This window comes from Tianweitania sp., from assembly GCF_032053605.1.
Lineage (GTDB): Bacteria > Pseudomonadota > Alphaproteobacteria > Rhizobiales > Rhizobiaceae > Tianweitania.
The window spans coordinates 20,386-37,885 of the sequence record NZ_DAMBUH010000010.1 but is presented as its reverse complement, the minus strand read 5'-3'; the positions used below and the strand labels follow the sequence as shown (position 1 = coordinate 37,885).

The window sequence follows — 17,500 nt, the reverse complement described above, 5'->3', positions numbered from 1 at the left end:
AGCACCTCCGTGCCAAAGCCTTTATGGCCACCCTCGCTCAGCCCCGTCTGACCGCTTTCCTTCCACGTGAAGGTGACCAACATCTCGTCGCCGCCGCGATCGACCTTCCACGCGACATCGATCCGGCCTTCGCTCATGCCCAGAGCACCGTGCTCCACGGCGTTCACTGCCAGTTCATGAACAGCAAGCGCGAAAACCTGGCCGGCCTTGGGCTGCAGCAGCAGATAAGGCCCAGCCAGTGTGACCTGCTCGCCTTCCTTGGCGCCGTAATTAAGCAACTCGTTGGCTAGGAGGCTTTGAAGCTCGACGCCACCATGCTTGTCGACCGCAGCATGGACATGCGCTACCGTGGAAACGCGGTCCTCGATATGGCCGACATAGGCGTCGAGGTCGCGCTTGGTTTCGGCAGATTTGCGGATGATGGTCCTTAGCATCGCCAATGTAGTGGTCAGCCGGTGCCGCAATTCTCCCGGCGCGTTACGCTGATCAAGCAGCTGGCGCAACCGGGCATTGTCGGCTTGAAGCTCCGCGCGTTGCTTAGCGTCTTCAAACGCGGTCATGAAGAACCCCTGATAGTGAACCGTCCAAACAAGCCAAACGCACGAAAGTTCACTTAGGCCTGTGTGTAGCTTTGCAAATAGGCGGGATCGAAGAGTGACGTTGATCGCAAACCTTCCAGATCAAGGATCGTTACCCGCCGGCCATGCATGGTCACCAGGCCTGCCGCCCTCAATTCTTGCAGTGAGCGGTTGACATGTACGGTCGACATACCGAGCAAATCGCCGAGATTAGATTGGGTAAGCGGCATCTCATATCCAAGCCCATCGACCAGCCCAACCTTCTCTAGCCGAAGGTGCAGTTCGCAGAAAAGGTGACCCAACCGCTCCGAGGCCAAACGCCGCCCAAGGGTCACAACGCTTTCGCGTCCCATCGCCATGGCGAGCAACAGATCCCACCAAAGCGCTTTCTCGATTTGCGGTCTTTCGCGTGCGGCGGCCTTGATAACTTCAGGCGCTACGCGCGCAACCGTGGCAGGGGTAAGCACCCCCAGCGAATGATCCATGAACTGTGGCAGCGTCATGTAGGGCTCGCACATATCGCCGGGCAGAAACAGCGAGATGATCTGCCTTTTACCATTTTCGAGGAGCTTGTAGCGGCAAGCCCAGCCTTCCAGCACAAGCTTGATGGTTTTGGGCGCGTCGCCCTCGATCGTGACATCGCTCTGGGCATCGAATTTGTCGATGTTCACGCAAAGCGTGCGCAGGGTTCGTTCGTCGTCCTCGGAAAGAGAAGCGCCATGTCGCAGTTTTCGAACAAAAAAGTCAGACAAGGTTTCGTCTCCAACCGGCGGCTACGCGATATAATGTCAACCAATTATATGTGTCGATATGTTTCGAATGCGTCCTAACTGGCTCCTTATCTTTAGCTTTAACATATGTTATTTCTTCTTTTATGAAGGAGGAACATCCTACATGCTTTCAGGCTTATACGAACGCATTCAACATCTCTTACTTCGATTGAAAGCCTGACCCGTCAACATTTGCACGGCTTGATGTTTGCTGCATCAGGCTTCACCTGAAGCTCTGCGGCATGAGGTGTAAAGGCACGGCAGTGCGAAAACCGCAGCCGCATCTTCGCCGAAGCCGCAACAAGCTGAGCGGCAGACTCAGGCAAGCAGGTGATAAACCGCTACGGCTGCAGCAACTGCCATGAGCTTCTGGGGGCTGATGGCGCGTTCGTTGGTGCGCGCTTTCCTTTAAGCGCCACCGCGACGATGTAATTCGCACCAGAATAGCGCGGCGGACGAGATCACCAGTCGGTGTATTCCTACCATTCGGCACGCAGCCGCTATTTCCGCCTCGTGCTGGGTGGGGCGCCGTAAACGCGCTTGAAAGCAGAGCTGAAGTGGCTGGGATCGGAATAGCCGGCAAGGAATGCAGCTTGCGCGATGGTTGCGCCTTCTTCGTTCAGGGCTAGCGCGGCGCGTGCCATGCGTTGATCGCGGATGAAGCCGAAGACGGTGGTGCCGAAGCAGTCGCGAAAGGCGCGCTGGGCGGCCGAAACACTCATGCCCACCGCCTCGGCGATCTCCTTGATGGTAACCTCGCGGTCGAGCGTGGCAAGCACATGGTCCCGAATGCGCTCCGCCTGACGTCGTTTCATGAGCTTAGGTCCGGCCTGCTCAACTGCTTCCTGGGTGAGTGCGCCGCAAGCCTCCGACATGATTGTGAGCGCCCGGGAATGCCGGTGCAGGCTTAACAATTCACCGTCGAGACCTGCGGGAGGCGTCATGATCTGCTCGGCAACCGTGAGGATGTGCTTGCCGGGTCGGAATGTGAACTGAGCAAGATGGTGGGAGAAGAAAGAGCGTAGCGGCGATGGTTCACCACTCCCGGGCTGCGCCAGCTTCTCGATCCACGGCAATGGCGCCGAAATGTTGATCTTGCGTAGCGGCACGTTGCTTTCATTGATGAAGCGCAGCTTGGCATAGCGCGCCACATTCAGCATCAAGATGACAGGCTCGCACCTGTCACCGAACCCGGCATCGACCTGGAACGACGCATTGTCGATCAGAAAATGCTGCGCCCCTTGCAACAGCACGATCGTCAGGAACTTTGGCCAGATGTCATAGACCTGCTCATCAGGCGTGCAGGTCGATGGTCCGTCCATGACGCCGACAAAGAGATGGGCCGGCATATCCGGCTTGATGTCCGTGTGCTTCATCACGGCCCTCGCCTGAACTGAATTCGATCGTGCCGTTTACGCGCCGCTGACTGCCGTTTGCGCGCTTGTCATGCGCGTCGACAGGTCTAACCGTCTAACGATACATGAGCGGCATCGTCAACATTTCGACGACGCTCCTGATCGGATTTCCAAATGACCGGCCATCCCCTTTATCTTCTTTGTGCCTTGCGCCTGTTCAGCCTCGTTTCCATGACGAGCGCCCTGGCGATGTCGACTGCCCTGGCACAACAGGCTGATGTGACCGAGTTGGAGACGGTTGTGGTTACCGGCCATGGCGAAGTGGGCGATGGTCCTGTCGGCGGCTATGTCGCTTCGCAAAGCCGTTCGGGTTCGAAGACCGACACGCCGATCGCCCGCACGCCGCAGACCATCGCCGTTGTTTCGAAAGAGCAGATCGAGGATCAACAGGCTGAATCGGTCGCCGAAGCCCTGCGCTATACGCCGGGCGTTTTCACCGAATATCGCGGCGCGTCGAACCTGCGCGACGAGCTCTTCGTGCGCGGCTTCTATTACACGCCGCGCTTCCTTGATGGCCTGTTGCTTGCCAGCGATCAGTCCTATGCCAAGGTCGATCCCTACCTTCTTGAACGCGTCGAGCTGCTTTCCGGACCGGCCTCCGTTCTTTATGGCCAGACCAATCCGGGCGGCATCGTCAACATGGTCAGCAAGAAGCCGACAGACGCGCCCTACCGAGAAGTCGGCGTTAAGCTCGGCACCGACAACCAGTATGGCGCCTTCTTCGATGTGAGTGACAAGGTGGCGGGTTCGGACACGCTGTCCTATCGCATAGCGGGGACGGGTGACGTCCGCGACCTGCAGGAAGATTTCACCAAGGAGCGCATCTTTGCCATGGCGCCATCGTTGACCTGGGCGCCAACCGACCAGACCACGCTGACAGTGCTCGGCGGCTACCAGAACGAGCCGGATGCCGGCTTCCGCAACTTTCTGGACCGCGCCGGCACGATCGATCCGATCGAAGGTTTCGGCTATGTGCCGCGTGATTTCTTCGTGTCCGACCCGGACTTTGAGAGCTTCAAGCGCGAACAGGCCTGGATCGGCTACCAGTTCGAGCATCGCTTCAACGACAGCCTCGCTGTTCGCCAGAACGCACGCTACCACCATGTGGAGCATGACCAGCGCACGCTGGTTTACGGCAGCCTGTCGGCTGACCACGCAACGGGCTATGATACGGTGATCAGCCGTACGGCGAGCGGCGGCCCGGAAAGCTGGGGCACCTTCACCATCGACAACCAGGTGGAAGGAAAGGTCACCACGGGCGCTGCGGACCATACGCTGCTGGCCGGCTTCGATTATCTTCATCGCAAGCGCGACTATGTCTGGGGCCGCAACCGCTCCGCGCCCTCCATCAATCTTGCCGATCCGATCTATGGCGACTTTGACTACAGCTCGCTCGTTCTGGACAAGACGGACGATCAGGAACTGACCGCCAAACAGGCCGGCCTTTACCTTCAGGATCAGGTCGAGATCGGTGGGCTGACACTCATGGCCGGCGGGCGCTATGACTGGGCCAAGACCGATATCGACGACCGGCTCGGCACCAACGACCAGGCCTATGACGATGGCGCCTTCACCTGGCGCGCCGGCGCAATCTACAATTTCGCCAATGGTCTGGCGCCTTATCTCAGCTATTCTACGTCCTTCGAACCCGTGCTGATCGCAGCACCCGAAGGCGAAGGTGCTTTCTCGCCGACCAAAGCCGAGCAGATTGAAGTCGGCGTCAAATATGCGCCTGAGGGGATGCCGATCCTGTTGACGGCCGCCTATTATGATCTGCGGCAGAAGGATGTTGTCTGGGGGGCGTGGAACCCCGTCCTCGCCCGCACGGTTTATTCGCAGATCGGCCAAATCCACAATAAGGGCTTCGAACTGTCCGCCCGCGCCGAGGTCAACGCAAACCTGTCTCTGATCGGCAGCTACGCCTATATCGACTCGACCGTGGAAGACTCGCCAACCGCCAGCGAAATCGACAAGTCGCCAGCGCGCATTCCCGCCCACCAGGCTGCTCTCTGGAGCAAATACAGTTTCACGAGCGGTGCTCTGGACGGGCTCGCCGTCGGTGCCGGCATCCGCTATGTCGGCACCAGCTGGGGCAACAACACGAACAGCTTCGAGGTGCCTGCAGTGACGCTTGTTGATGCATCACTGAGCTACGACTTCGGCGCACGCAGCCCCGACCTCGAAGGCCTGAGCCTTCAGGTCAACGCCAAGAACATCGCGGACAAGACCTATGTCGCATCCTGCGCCAGCGCCTATGCCTGCTTCTATGGATCAGGCCGTAGTGTCACGGCAACTTTGAAGAAGACATGGTGAGAACGCTCCTCTCGCTCGCCTTGTGCCTGGTGGCCTCGCTCAGCTCGGCGCAGGATGTGAGCATCATCCGGGCTGAGAACGGCTGGCAGGAACTCACACCTGGTAACGAGACCCAATTAGAGGCCGAGCTGGATGTGCGCTTGGGCGACTATGTCGTCGGCGCGGTTGAGGCAGGTGACGGTAAAGCGACCGTGGATTTGCTGGATGGACGCGGACAGCATATGCGTCGGCTCATCGACAAGGCCGGCGGCACAAAGGACTTCCGCTTTGTTGCCGCCAGTGATCGACCGCGTGTTCGCGTTGCAGCACAGGCAGCGGTAAAGCTTCGCATCACTGAGATCGTACCTTCCAGCGCGCAGGTGCTTCCTGCCCCGGAGTATCTCAGCCCTGCCATCAGCCGATTTGCGGACGATCTCGCCGCAGGCAAAGACACCACCGGCTTCTGGAACGAGCGGCTGCGTGAGGGAACGCCGATGGTGGAGCCGTCGGAAAACGGCCAGTCCATCGTGACCTTCCTGGCACGCGGAGCGGAGCGCAATGTCCGCTTGTTCGGCGGCCCCTCAGGCGATCATGAAGAACTTGAGCGGCTCGGCCAGTCCGATACCTGGTTCAAGAGCTTCATTATCCCGAACGAGACGCGGTTATCCTATCAGCTCGCTTACGACGTTCCCGATCTGCCCGGCACGCCGCGCGAGCGCCGCGTCGCCATTCTGGCGACTGCGAAGGCTGATCCCTTCAACAAGACGCCTTGGCCGGCAGATGCACCGGACGCCTTCAATCAGGAGTCGATCCTGGAACTTGGCGATGCGCCATTGCAGCCCGGACTGGAAGAAACCGACGCGCCTAAAGGCACTCTTTCGACGTTCCAGTTCGCGAGCAAGCCGCTCGGCAACGAACGCGCCATCACGATCTACCGTCCGGCCGGCTTCGATCCAGCCGATCCCAAGGTGCAACTCCTGTTCCTGTTCGACGCCGACAAGTACCTGACGGCAGTTCCCACACCGCGTATTCTCGACAACCTGATCAGCGCCAAGATCATCCCGCCCACGGTCGCGGTCTTCGTTTCGGAGATCGACAGCAATACCCGAGCCCGTGAGCTGCCGGCCAACGACGCTTTTGCCGACTTCATGGCTGAAGAGCTTTTTCCCCGCGTCATCGCCGAGACCGGTTTGAAGGCCAGTGCCGAGCGCACCACGCTTGCTGGCTCCTCCTATGGCGGCCTTGCCGCGGCAACCATCGCGCTCCGCCATTCCGACATCTTCGGCAACGCGATCTGCCTGTCCGGTTCGTTCTGGTGGCATCCGGCTACGGCGCCGCAAGATCAGCCGAACCACGTCGCGCATCTCATCGCAGCAATGCCGGCCAAACCGGTCCGCTTCTTCCTGACTGCCGGCTTGTTCGAAACAGGTCGTCCCGGATCAGCCGGCATTCTCGACACATCCCGGCACTTACGTGATGTCCTGCTGGCAAAGGACTACGCCGTCACCTACCGCGAATATGCAGGCGGTCACGATTACGTGGTCTGGCGTGGTGCTCTTGCGGACATGCTGATCGCAAAAGCTGGGAGGCAGTTTATTCGGGGAAGGTAAGGCTCGGGTATCCATTTCGCGATGTCTGTGAAGCGCAAAGGGCCTTGCATCGACCACCCTTGGAAGCTCTCGTCTACTGCCTGCTACTCCTTAACCGTTGCTCCATTCTGCGCCCCATTCCTGCACATGATGTCCTTGCGACACTTCGTGCAGCACGCGCTGCGGCGCGACATAGTCAACTGGTCGCACAGGGCTTTTCAGCTCAGACACTTTGAGTTCGGGCCGGCTCGTGCGGCGTGAAGGATCAGGCACAGGCACAGCAGACAAAAGCCGCTTGGTGTAGGGATGCTGCGGGTTGCCGAAGATGTCCGCTCGATTGCCGATCTCAACAATTTCGCCAAGATACATCACCGCCACGCGATGGCTGACGCGTTCAACAACCGCCATGTCGTGGCTGATGAATAGAAACGCCAGGCCCATGTCCCGCTGCAGATCAAGCATCAGGTTGATGACCTGCGCCTTGATGGACACGTCGAGCGCCGAGACAGCCTCGTCGGCGACGATCAGCTTGGGACCCAAGGAGATTGCACGGGCTATCGAAATGCGCTGACGCTGGCCGCCGGAAAATTCGTGCGGGAAGCGGTCACGGGTTGCCGGATCAAGCCCAACCTGTTGCAGCAACTCGGCCACCCGCGCTCGAACATTCGCTCGCGGGATCGTGTCATGCGCCAACATCGGCTCGGCGATGCATTCGCCTACGCGCATGCTTGGATTGAGGCTGGCGAATGGGTCCTGGAAGATCAGCTGAAGCCGTTGGCGATGTGACCGGAAGCTGTTTTCGTCCAGTTTCACGATGTCTTCGCCGTTCAAGCGGATTTCCCCGCCGCTCGGATCCGTCAAGCGGACGATGGCTCGGCCGGTAGTTGACTTGCCGCAGCCGGATTCACCTACCAGCGCCAGCGTTTCGCCTTCCCGGATGTCGAAGGACACGTTTTCGACGGCATGAACGCGACCGGAGACCTTGCGCAGCACGCCGGAACGGATGTCGAAATATTTGCTGAGGTTGCGAACCTCGAGTACCGGGGGAGTTTGCGGATCCGGCTGCTTAGCTGTCACTTCCTCGCTCTTGACGATGGCGACGCCCGTGGCGCGATCGATTTCCTCGAACTTCTTCGGGACCGACACACCGGCCATGGAACCAAGCCGCGGGACGGCGGCCAAAAGAGCACGGGTGTATGGATGCTGCGGGGCGCCAAAGATCTGCTCGGTCGGGCCGTTCTCCACGATGCGCCCATGCAACATGACGATGGTTCGATCCGCGATCTCGGCCACCACGCCCATGTCATGGGTGATGAACAGAACCGACATGCCTTCTTCGCGCTGCAGATCGCGGATCAGGTCGAGGATCTGCGCCTGAATTGTAACATCAAGTGCCGTCGTCGGCTCATCGGCGATCAGCAGCTTCGGTTTGCAAGACAATGCCATGGCAATCATCACGCGCTGGCGCATGCCACCGGACAAGCGGTGCGGATAATCCTTGAGGCGGGCTGCGGCTGAGGGAATGCGCACACGGTCCATCAAGCGCACGGCTTCGGCTTCGGCCTGCCGCTGGCTCATGCCATGATGGGTAATCAGCACTTCCGCCAATTGGCGGCCGATCGTCATGCTCGGATTGAGCGAAGTCATCGGCTCTTGAAAGATCATGGAGATCTCGTTGCCGCGAATGCGGCGCATGCCAGCGTCGCTCAAGGCGGTCAGGTCTTGGCCCGCGAACCGGATAGTGCCCTCGATCTTTGCGCTGCCGCTTTGCAAAAGGCGCATGATCGCAAGCGAGGTGACGCTCTTGCCGGAGCCCGACTCGCCGACAATAGCAACCGTTTTGCCAGCTTCTATGTCGAAGGAGACATCGTGCACCACGGGTGCCCAACCGTCGCTGCCCTTGAAGGAAACGCGAAGATTTTCGACGGAAAGAAGCGCGGTTGTCATCGGTACCTTTCCCCGGATCATTCGAAGAAGCTGAGAACGAAGCGCAGACAAATGAGCAGCAGGAAGAGACCGAAGGCAACTTCCAGCCTGCGCTTCGACAGACCATGCGCAAGCTTCACCCCAAGCGGGGCGGTGAGCATGCTGGTTGGAACAAAGAGCGCCAGGCCGATTAGCGACACGTAGCCCAAAGCCATCGGCGGCTGGAGGGCGGCGACATCGGGATATTCGGCGGCGCGTGGCCAGCCGGCATAGATGTAGCCGAGCATTCCGGGAACGGAGATCATAATGCCGAGCCCCGAGGAGGTCGCCACGGCTTGGTGGATCGGCCGGTTGTAGAATGTCATGAACAGGTTGGACAGCTGGCCGCCGCCAATCCCCATCAGCGAGGACAGGACGCCAATTACGAGCCCCGTGATGCGGATCGCCATCTTGCCGGGAAGGGTTTCGCCGAAGCGCCAATGATCCTTACCGGACAAGAGCCGGATGGCGGAGATGCCGGCAACCACGACGAAAACCGTCTTGAACAGCTCCGCCGGCGCATAACGAGCGACGAGGCTGCCAATCACCACGCCCAGTACCACCGGCACGGCCCAGATTTTCAACAGGTCTCTATCGACCGCCCCACGCGCGAGATGCGCGCGGTAAGAACGGATCGAGGTCGGGATGATGATGGCAAGCGACGTCCCGACGCAAAGCGGCATGCGCACATCGTCGGGCACCCCGAGATAACGAAACAGCTCATAAAGAATGGGTACGATTACAGCGCCCCCACCGACGCCAAACAGACCGGCAAGCAGACCGGTGATGCCGCCGGCTGCCAGCAAACCAAGCCCGAGCCAGATCATTTCCTGCAGGCTGATATCCATGCTCAGTCTTCTTTCCAGATGAGAGGCGTGTCAGCGACCGACCGCATAGGCCTGCATCAAGCGCGGTGTTGCGGCGGCGTGCAGCAGCCCGTTCGGTTCGCGCTCGGCAGCGGTCAAGCGGCCCACCGTCCATTCGTCCACCACTTCCACGTCGTGGCCGCGCTTTCGCAGATCCGCAATCACGCCTTTGCCAATGGTTTTCTCGATGACGAGGCGGCCTGGAATGGCTTCACGCGGATAGAAGGAAGACGGGAAGTGCATCGTGTGGAACAGCGGCAGATCGATGCTCTGCTGCAGGTTAAGGCCGTGATGCACGCGGCGCAGGAACATCAGCAACTGCCATTGGTCCTGTTGATCGCCACCAGGTGTGCCGAACACCATGCGCGGCTTGCCCTCGAAATCGGCCAAGGATGGCGTCAGCGTCGTGCGCGGACGCTTGCGCGGTGCAAGGCTGGTCGGCAGACCTTCTTCCAGCCAGAACATCTGAGCGCGCGTGTTTAAGGCAAAGCCGAGTTCCGGAATGATCGGCGAGGATTGCAGCCAACCGCCGGACGGGGTCGCCGAGACCATGTTACCCCAGCGATCGATCACGTCGATATGGACGGTATCGCCGCGCTTTTCGGTGCGCAGATGCGCCATGGTCGGCTCGCCTGCACCAGGTCCTTCAACCTTGGTCTGGCCGGCATAGCGGAACTGACCAATGCCGCGCTGCCGCTGATCCTCGTAGCCGGGAACAAGACCGGGGTTGAGCACGGTGGATGCCGTGTCGCCGATCAACTTGCGCCGTTCCGCGGCATAGCCGTCGGACAGAAGATGCTCCATCGGCACGGTGACGAAGTTCGGGTCGCCGTAATAGATGTCGCGGTCGGCGAAAGAGAGCTTCATTGCCTCGATCGTGGCATGCACGAAGTCCGGTCCGCGCGTGTCCATGGACGCGAGATCGATGTCCTTCAGCAAGGACAGGCTTTGCAGGAATGCCGGCCCCTGCCCCCAAGGCTGCATCTTGGACACCGTCCAGCCATGATAGTCATAGGTCAGCGGCGCTTCGTAGGTGGCGCTCCAGCGTGCCATGTCGTCGGCGGTCAGGATGCCCTTGTGGCGCTGGCCGCTTGTGTCCATCGCTTCGGTTTCACGGCAAAAGCGTTCGATCGCTTCGGCGACAAAGCCGCGATAAAACAAATCGCGCGCCTTGTTGATGATGGCCTCGCGATCACCGCCAGCTTGTTCCGCCTCATCGACGATGCGGGTGTAGGTGTTGGCAAGCGCCTCGTTGCGGAACAGTTCATGAGCCTGAGGCAAGTTGCCGTTGCGTGCCCAAAGAGCATAAGAAGTCGGCCATTCCTTCTCAAAGAAGCCGGCTTGATCACGAATGGTGTTGGCCACGCGCGGCAGCATGGGGTGGCCACTCGCCGCGTAATAGATGGCAGGTTCCAACACTTCGCGCAGGCTCAATGAGCCGTGATCGCGAAGCATCAGCATCCAAGCGTCGAAAGCACCGGGAACCACCGTTGCCAGCAAGCCGGAGCCTGGGACGAGGTCCAGCCCTTCAGCCCTGTAGTGCTCTATCGTCGCCGCGTCGGGCGTCGCGCCCTGGCCGCACAAAACCTCGGTTTTTCCAGTTTTGGCGGAATGGAAGATGATCGGCACTTCACCGGAAGGGCCAACGAGATGCGGTTCGACGATCTGCAGCACGAAGCCCGCTGCCACGGCCGCATCGAAGGCATTGCCGCCGCGTTCCAGCATTGCCATGCCCGCCGACGATGCAAGCCAGTGGGTTGAGGTGACAACACCGAAGGTACCAAGGATTTCCGGTCGCGTCGTGAACATGCAAATTTCCTTCTTACCAATCAGTGTTCGCGCGGATCGATCGCGTCGCGCAGCCCGTCGCCAAGCAGATTAAAACCGAGCACGACCAGGAAGATCGCGGTGCCGGGCCAGATCGACATCCAAGGGGCTTGGGAAATGAAGTTCTTCGAACTGTTCAGCATCGATCCCCAGGACGGGTTTGGTGGCTGCTGCCCAAGACCGAGAAACGACAGGCTTGCTTCGGCAATGATGGCAGCAGCGATGGTCAGCGTTGCCTGAACGATGATCGGCGCGACCGCATTGGGAACAATGTAGCGCAGGATGATGCGGGGATGACGCAAGCCGATGACCCGCGCGCCTTCCACATACTCCTCAGAGCGCACCGACATGACCTGACCACGGGTCAATCGCGCAAAGATCGGTGCCGCAGACAGGCCGATAGCAATCATCGCATTGGTGAGGCTCGCGCCGAGAAACGCCGCAAGCGCAATGGCCAGGATCAAGAACGGGATCGCCAGCATGGCATCGATAACCCGCGAGATGACGCTGTCGATCCAGCCGCCGAAATAGCCCGCTATGATGCCGAACGGCACACCAAACAAAAGGGCGATCAACACGGACACACCGCCAGCCAGCAACGACGTTCGCGCGCCGTAGGTAATGCGGGCGAACAGATCGCGGCCAAGCTCGTCCGTACCCAGCCAATGCGCCGCCGACGGCGCCTTGCGAACAGCCGTGAAGCTCGTCTTGAACGGGTCCTCCGTCGCGATGACCGGCGCGAAGATCGCGATCAGAACGAAGAAGCCCACCAGAATGGCACCTAGGACTGCCGCACGGTTCTTGACGAATTTGCGCACCGCGCTGCTGCCAAGGCGCTTTGGCGCTGCCGGAAGAGGTACGGCGTTGCTCATGTTGCGTCCCGCAAACGTGGATTGACGAGGATGTAAAGGATGTCGGCCAGCAGGTTCATGAGGATGAAGCCGACCGCCGTGCAAAGAACCACGCCCTGCACCACGGCATAGTCACGCGTGAAGACGGCATCCACGATAAGCTTGCCGAAACCCGGAATGGTAAAGATTTGCTCTGTCAGCACCGCACCGGCGAGCAACTCGCCAAACAGCAGGGTGGACAGTGTGATGATAGGTACCAGCGCGTTGCGAAGCGCGTGCCGGATGATGACCGTGCGCTCGTTCAGCCCTTTGGCTCGTGCTGTGCGAACATAGTCGGAACGCAGCACGCCGAGCATGGCGGAGCGCGTGTGACGCATCAGTACGCCTGCCAGACCAGTGCCGAGAACCAGTGCCGGCATGATCATGGTGCGAATGTTTTGGCCAAGATCTTCCAGCGGCGAGGTGTAGCCCGACGATGGCAGCAGTTGCCATTGAACGGAAACAACCAGGATCATCAGGATGCCCAGCCAGAAGTTCGGAATCGAAAGCCCCGATAATGCCGCGACGTTGATCGAATAGTCCGTCACCGTTCCTTTGTGCACGGCCGAAATGATGCCGGCCGGAACTCCGATCAGAAGCGCCACAACCATCGCGAAGGCTGCAAGCTGGATGGTTACCGGGAGCTTTTGAAAGATAAGATCGGCCACAGGCACGTCAGTGCGCACGGATACGCCGAAGTCGCCGGTCACGATCTGCTTCAGCCAAACCGCATATTGCACCGGGATCGGATCGTTGAGCCGGTACTTTTCCTGCAGATACGCCATTGTCTGCGGATCGCGATCTTCGCCGGCCAAAGCAAGAATCGGATCCCCAGGCAACAGCTTCTGCATCCCGAACACCAGGATCGAAACGATAATCAAAGTCGGCAGCACCACAAGGCAGCGCCTGGCGAGCAATCCTAACATGGGCACTATCCCCATTGCCTGAACCAGCCAATTTCCGGCATGCGTTCAAGCGTCCCAAAATAACTGCACGTGTAAGCGTGGGCGGGAAAGCACGGGGGCAAAGTGCCCCCGGCCTAGCTTAGGTTCAGCCGCCGAGCGATACACCCTTTAAGCGGATCATCCCATCGGGATAAGCGGTGAAGCCCTTCAGGTCAGCGCGCGCCGCAAAAGGCCAAGGCTGATAGTAGAGGTACACGATTGGCATCTCGTCCGCGAGGATAGCCTGGACCTCGTCGTACAGGGCCTTGCGCTCAGCCTGATCGGAAATGCCGCGCGCCTTGTTCAAGAGCTCGTCGACCTTTTCGTTGCAGTATTTCGCATCATTGAGGTTGCCCTGGCAGGTGACATGCTGATGGATGTTACCGTCTGGATCGGCACGGCCTGACCAGCCGCTCTGGCCGACTTCAAAGGCGTTTTCCTTCAAAGCGCTCTGCAGCGCAGCGAACTCGGTCGGCCGCAGCGATATGTCGAACCCTGTCTCGGATGCCATCGCCTGGATCAGCTCGTAGACCTGCTGCGAGGTCGAATTGTTGCCATAGGCGATCTCGAAGCTGACGCGCTCGACCCCCGCTTCGGCAAGAAGCGCTTTTGCTTTTTCGACGTCGCGCGTCGAGGTTTCGAACTTCTTGTCATACGCGAAGCTGCTCGGTGGGAACGGCTGATATGCCGGTGTGAACACGCCCTGCCCGACCACTTCGTTGATCGCGTTGCGGTCGATCGACAGTTCCAGCGCCTGACGGATCCGCTTGTCGTGGCCGATCGGGAAGCTGTCCTTGTCGCCCTTCTTCAGGTTGATCGTGAGGGCCTGGTAGCCGGTACCGGTCACTGGATAGAAGGCCAGCTTGTTGTCCGACTTGGCTGCTTCGATATCCGACGAAGCAATACGCTCGATCAGGTCAAGCGAACCGGAGCGAAGGTTGGCGAAGCGAACGGTGGTGTCCTGAATGGGCAGGAACGTCACCTTGTCGAATTTGTAATTGGCCGCGTCCCAATACCCGGCGTACTTCTCCAACACGATGCGATCGTTCTGGACGCGGCTGACGAACTTGTAAGGGCCGGAGCAGATTGGGTTCTGGCCGAAATCGCCATCGGTAAAGGCTTTCGGCGAAAGGATCATCCCCGCACGATCGGCCAACTGCGACAACAGCGACGCGTCCGGGCTTTTCACCTTGATATCGAGGGTCGTAGCGTCGATGGCATCCACGGACTCTATGGATGCGACCTCGCTCTTGCGAAGCGAGTCCGGCAGCGACTTGGCCCGCTCCAGATTAGCTTTGACGTCAGCCGCAGTGATTGGCGTGTCGTCATGAAATTTTGCATCATCTCGCAGCTTAACATGCAGGGTCTTGCGGTCTTCCGACCAGTTCCACTCTTTGGCGAGCTGCGGCTGGATTTCCAGCTTCTCGTTGATGTCGAACAGCTTGTCGCACATCGACGTGAAAACGATGCGGCCGACAAAGGTTCGTGCACGATGTGGATCGAGGACGTCCGGATCATCCTGCAGCCCGATCCGCAAATCGGCAGCGAATGCCGCTGTTGTACCGGCCACAGCGCAGAACAACGCTGCGCCGCCTAGTAGTTTTGAAACGAATTTCATGCTGAGTTCCCTTCTTTGCTTCTTATGTCGTGAACGGATGCATCGGCGCCCGCCAACCGCGCAGCAACGGACTTGCGTGATGCACCACCGATCTCCGCCAACACGGCATCTCGCAATGACAAAAGATGCACTCGCATGGCATCTTCTGCGTCGAGCGCATCGAGGCGTCTGATGGCGTCTATGATCGCGGCGTGTTGTTCTACAGACAGCAGGGTGCGACCCGTAGCGCGGACTCTGGATCGGAACTCCTGCCACGGTGCATCGTGGCGTATCCCGTCAATCAGTTCCATGATCGCATTGAAGAGCCGATTGCCGGAAGCAGACGCGATTTTGGCGTGAAAAGCAGCGTCCCACTGCTCCCATTCGGGCGTATCGGCAGCAAGAGCTGCCTTCTCTGCAATTGCTTCAAGCTGCTGGATCAGCTTGGGTGTCGCACGCGCCGCAGCCATCCGAGCGAGCGCAGGCTCGATCTCGATCCGGACGTCCATGACTTCCAGTGGATTGGTATGCTCAGAAAGTAGGCGGGAGGTCGTGGAGCCAGGTCGACCACCAAAGGTGCCTTTACCTTGCTGACGCCAGATACGACCCTCGTCCTCGAGGGTGTTCAGCGCAGCGCGAATTGCCCGGCGTCCGACGCCGAACCTTGCCGCAAGATCTCGCTCTGAAGGCAAGCGGTCAGTCTTTCCTGCGTCCAACAACTCACGCAACTGCTCAGCGATGTAATTCAGGCCCGCATCAGACATGACTGTCAAGTTCTACGAACCAGCAGGTAAATTGGTTCGGGCCTAATTTCTCAGCAGACTGCACAGATTTTGACACCAACTTTCCCCAGAAACAGCCTCTTTTCTCCAATTCTCGGCTCTTTCGAAGAGGATACTAGACGCATGTTTCCGTAATCATCAAGTCGGAATTTCTGAACCAGATGATTAAAGCCGGCCAGCTTGGTTCGTCGGCGGTTCGCGCGGTATGTTTGCAAGAACGAGCGCGGGCAAAACTGAACATGTTGTACGCCACCTCTTGCGCGGCAGCGTGTTGGATGATCTGAGGCGGCTCCTTCCTCCCGTCGACCTGGAATTCCCGCATGATCCGCCTCGAAAGCATCGGCAAGCAGAACGGCAAACAGATCGTCTTCATCGAGGCGTCGGCGGCACTCCAGCGCGGAGAGAAGATCGGTCTTGTTGGCCCAAACGGTGCGGGCAAGACGACGCTGTTTCGCATGATCACCGGTGAGGAACTGCCGGATGAGGGCCAGGTCTCCGTCGATCGTGGCGTGACGATCGGCTATTTCAGCCAGGATGTGGGCGACATGGCGGGGCGCAGCGCAGTGGTCGAAGTGATCGACGGCGTTGGACCGGTCAGCGCGCTGGCAGCCGAGATGGCAGAGCTGGAAGCAGCTATGGCCGATCCAGACCGCGCCGACGAGATGGACGAGATCATCACCCGCTACGGCGAAGTTCAGGGTCGCTATGACGAACTCGACGGCTATGCGCTGGACGGGCGCGCCCGCGAAGTGCTTGACGGCCTCGGCTTCAGCCAGTCGATGATGGACGGCGATGTCGGCAAGCTGTCGGGCGGCTGGAAGATGCGCGTGGCGTTGGCGAAGATCCTCCTGATGCGCCCCGACATCATGCTCCTCGACGAACCGTCGAACCATCTCGATATCGAAAGCCTGATCTGGCTTGAGACCTTCCTCAAGGGTTTCGACGGCGCTGTTCTGATGACGTCGCACGACCGTGAATTCATGAACCGCATCGTCAACAAGATCATCGAGATCGATGCCGGCGCTCTGACGTCCTATTCGGGGGACTACGAGTTTTATCGCCAGCAACGTGCCATCGCGGAGGTGCAGCAGCAGGCGCAGTTCGAACGTCAGCAGGCGATGCTGGCAAAGGAGGTGGCCTTCATCGAACGATTCAAGGCGCGCGCCAGCCATGCCGCGCAGGTGCAGAGCCGGGTCAAGAAGCTCGACAAGATCGAGCGCGTCGAACCGCCCAAGCGCCAGCAAACGGTGCGCTTTGAGTTCCAGCCGGCGCCGCGCTCGGGCGAGGACGTCGCGACGGTGAAGGGCGTGCACAAGCGCTATGGCGAGCGCACCATCTATGACGGTCTCGACTTCCAGGTGCGCCGGCGCGAACGCTGGTGCGTCATGGGTGTCAACGGCGCGGGCAAGTCGACGCTGCTCAAGCTGATCGCCGGCGCGTCGGAGCCGGATAGCGGCACGGTCACGCGCGGGCCAAGCGTCAAGATGGGCTACTTCGCACAGCATGCCATGGAACTGCTCGAAGGCGAACGCACAGTGCTGCAGTCGCTGGAAGACAGTTTTCCGCAGGCAGGTCAGGCGGCCCTGCGCGCGCTCGCCGGCTGCTTCGGCTTTTCCGGTGACGAGATCGAAAAGAAGTGCCGCGTTCTGTCAGGCGGCGAGAAGGCGCGGCTGGTCATGGCGAAGATGCTGTTCGACCCGCCGAACTTCCTCGTGCTCGACGAGCCCACCAACCATCTCGATATCGCCACCAAGCAGATGCTGGTTGAGGCACTATCGCGCTTCGAGGGCGCCATGCTCTTCGTCAGCCACGACCGCCATTTTCTTGCGGCTCTGTCCAATCGCGTACTGGAGCTAACGCCGGAAGGCCCGCATCTCTATGGCGGCGGCTACACCGAATATGTCGAGCGCACAGGCCAGGAAGCGCCGGGACTGCGGAGTTAAGCCGACGTCGGTCCGAGCGGATCAGGAAGCAAGAGCTCGCAG

At 59.8% G+C, this 17,500-nt stretch carries 13 protein-coding genes; 3 read left to right on the top strand and 10 right to left on the bottom strand.

Features of this window, described 5'->3' with window-relative positions:
- From RTX98_RS04380 to RTX98_RS04370, 3 genes are all read right to left on the bottom strand, one after another.
- Window positions 1-560, bottom strand: a 560-nt coding sequence (locus RTX98_RS04380; protein ID WP_312794865.1) for an HWE histidine kinase domain-containing protein, incomplete at its 3' end; no start/stop codon positions are given.
- A 53-nt stretch (window positions 561-613) separates the two neighbouring features.
- On the bottom strand, window positions 614-1,330 hold the full coding sequence (locus RTX98_RS04375) for a Crp/Fnr family transcriptional regulator (RefSeq protein ID WP_312794864.1): 717 nt from the start codon (window positions 1,328-1,330) through the stop codon (window positions 614-616).
- Between the two features lie 518 nt (window positions 1,331-1,848).
- Complete coding sequence (locus RTX98_RS04370) at window positions 1,849-2,724, bottom strand: AraC family transcriptional regulator (protein WP_312794891.1); 876 nt, start codon at window positions 2,722-2,724, stop codon at window positions 1,849-1,851.
- Window positions 2,725-2,877: 153 nt separating this feature from the next.
- On the opposite strand from RTX98_RS04370, the gene RTX98_RS04365 reads away from it, so the two are divergent.
- Together RTX98_RS04365 and RTX98_RS04360 are read left to right on the top strand one after the other, a co-directional pair.
- A complete protein-coding gene (locus RTX98_RS04365; RefSeq protein WP_312794862.1) occupies window positions 2,878-5,076 on the top strand; it encodes a TonB-dependent siderophore receptor in 2,199 nt (732 codons plus the stop codon).
- Complete coding sequence (locus tag RTX98_RS04360; RefSeq protein WP_312794860.1) at window positions 5,070-6,665, top strand: esterase family protein; 1,596 nt, start codon at window positions 5,070-5,072, stop codon at window positions 6,663-6,665. The genes RTX98_RS04365 and RTX98_RS04360 overlap by 7 nt, the downstream gene beginning before the upstream one ends.
- A gap of 90 nt (window positions 6,666-6,755) precedes the next feature.
- Here RTX98_RS04360 and RTX98_RS04355 read toward each other — a convergent pair whose 3' ends face one another.
- From RTX98_RS04355 to RTX98_RS04325, 7 genes are all read right to left on the bottom strand, one after another.
- Entirely contained in the window at window positions 6,756-8,591 is a 1,836-nt protein-coding gene (locus RTX98_RS04355) for an ABC transporter ATP-binding protein (protein ID WP_312794858.1), read from the bottom strand.
- Window positions 8,592-8,608: 17 nt separating this feature from the next.
- The gene (locus RTX98_RS04350) at window positions 8,609-9,463 is read right to left on the bottom strand and encodes a sulfite exporter TauE/SafE family protein (RefSeq protein ID WP_416223064.1); all 855 of its coding nucleotides are present in this window, start codon (window positions 9,461-9,463) and stop codon (window positions 8,609-8,611) included.
- Between the two features lie 24 nt (window positions 9,464-9,487).
- Window positions 9,488-11,290: a gamma-glutamyltransferase family protein gene (locus tag RTX98_RS04345; protein ID WP_312794890.1), complete on the bottom strand. Its 1,803-nt coding sequence runs from the start codon at window positions 11,288-11,290 to the stop codon at window positions 9,488-9,490.
- Window positions 11,291-11,304: 14 nt separating this feature from the next.
- Window positions 11,305-12,174, bottom strand: coding sequence for an ABC transporter permease (locus tag RTX98_RS04340; protein WP_189500777.1), 870 nt, complete (start codon window positions 12,172-12,174; stop codon window positions 11,305-11,307).
- Window positions 12,171-13,118 (bottom strand): ABC transporter permease, encoded by a 948-nt coding sequence (locus RTX98_RS04335; RefSeq protein ID WP_189500775.1) that lies wholly within the window; start codon window positions 13,116-13,118, stop codon window positions 12,171-12,173. The genes RTX98_RS04340 and RTX98_RS04335 overlap by 4 nt, the downstream gene beginning before the upstream one ends.
- A 124-nt stretch (window positions 13,119-13,242) precedes the next feature.
- Entirely contained in the window at window positions 13,243-14,754 is a 1,512-nt protein-coding gene (locus RTX98_RS04330) for an ABC transporter substrate-binding protein (protein WP_312794854.1), read from the bottom strand.
- Window positions 14,751-15,497 carry a FadR/GntR family transcriptional regulator gene (locus RTX98_RS04325; protein WP_312794853.1) on the bottom strand — a complete coding sequence of 249 codons (747 nt, stop codon included), beginning with the start codon at window positions 15,495-15,497 and terminating at the stop codon, window positions 14,751-14,753. The genes RTX98_RS04330 and RTX98_RS04325 overlap by 4 nt, the downstream gene beginning before the upstream one ends.
- 338 nt (window positions 15,498-15,835) lie before the next feature.
- On the opposite strand from RTX98_RS04325, the gene RTX98_RS04320 reads away from it, so the two are divergent.
- Complete coding sequence (locus RTX98_RS04320; RefSeq protein WP_312794852.1) at window positions 15,836-17,458, top strand: ABC-F family ATP-binding cassette domain-containing protein; 1,623 nt, start codon at window positions 15,836-15,838, stop codon at window positions 17,456-17,458.
- Window positions 17,459-17,500: the final 42 nt, after the last annotated feature.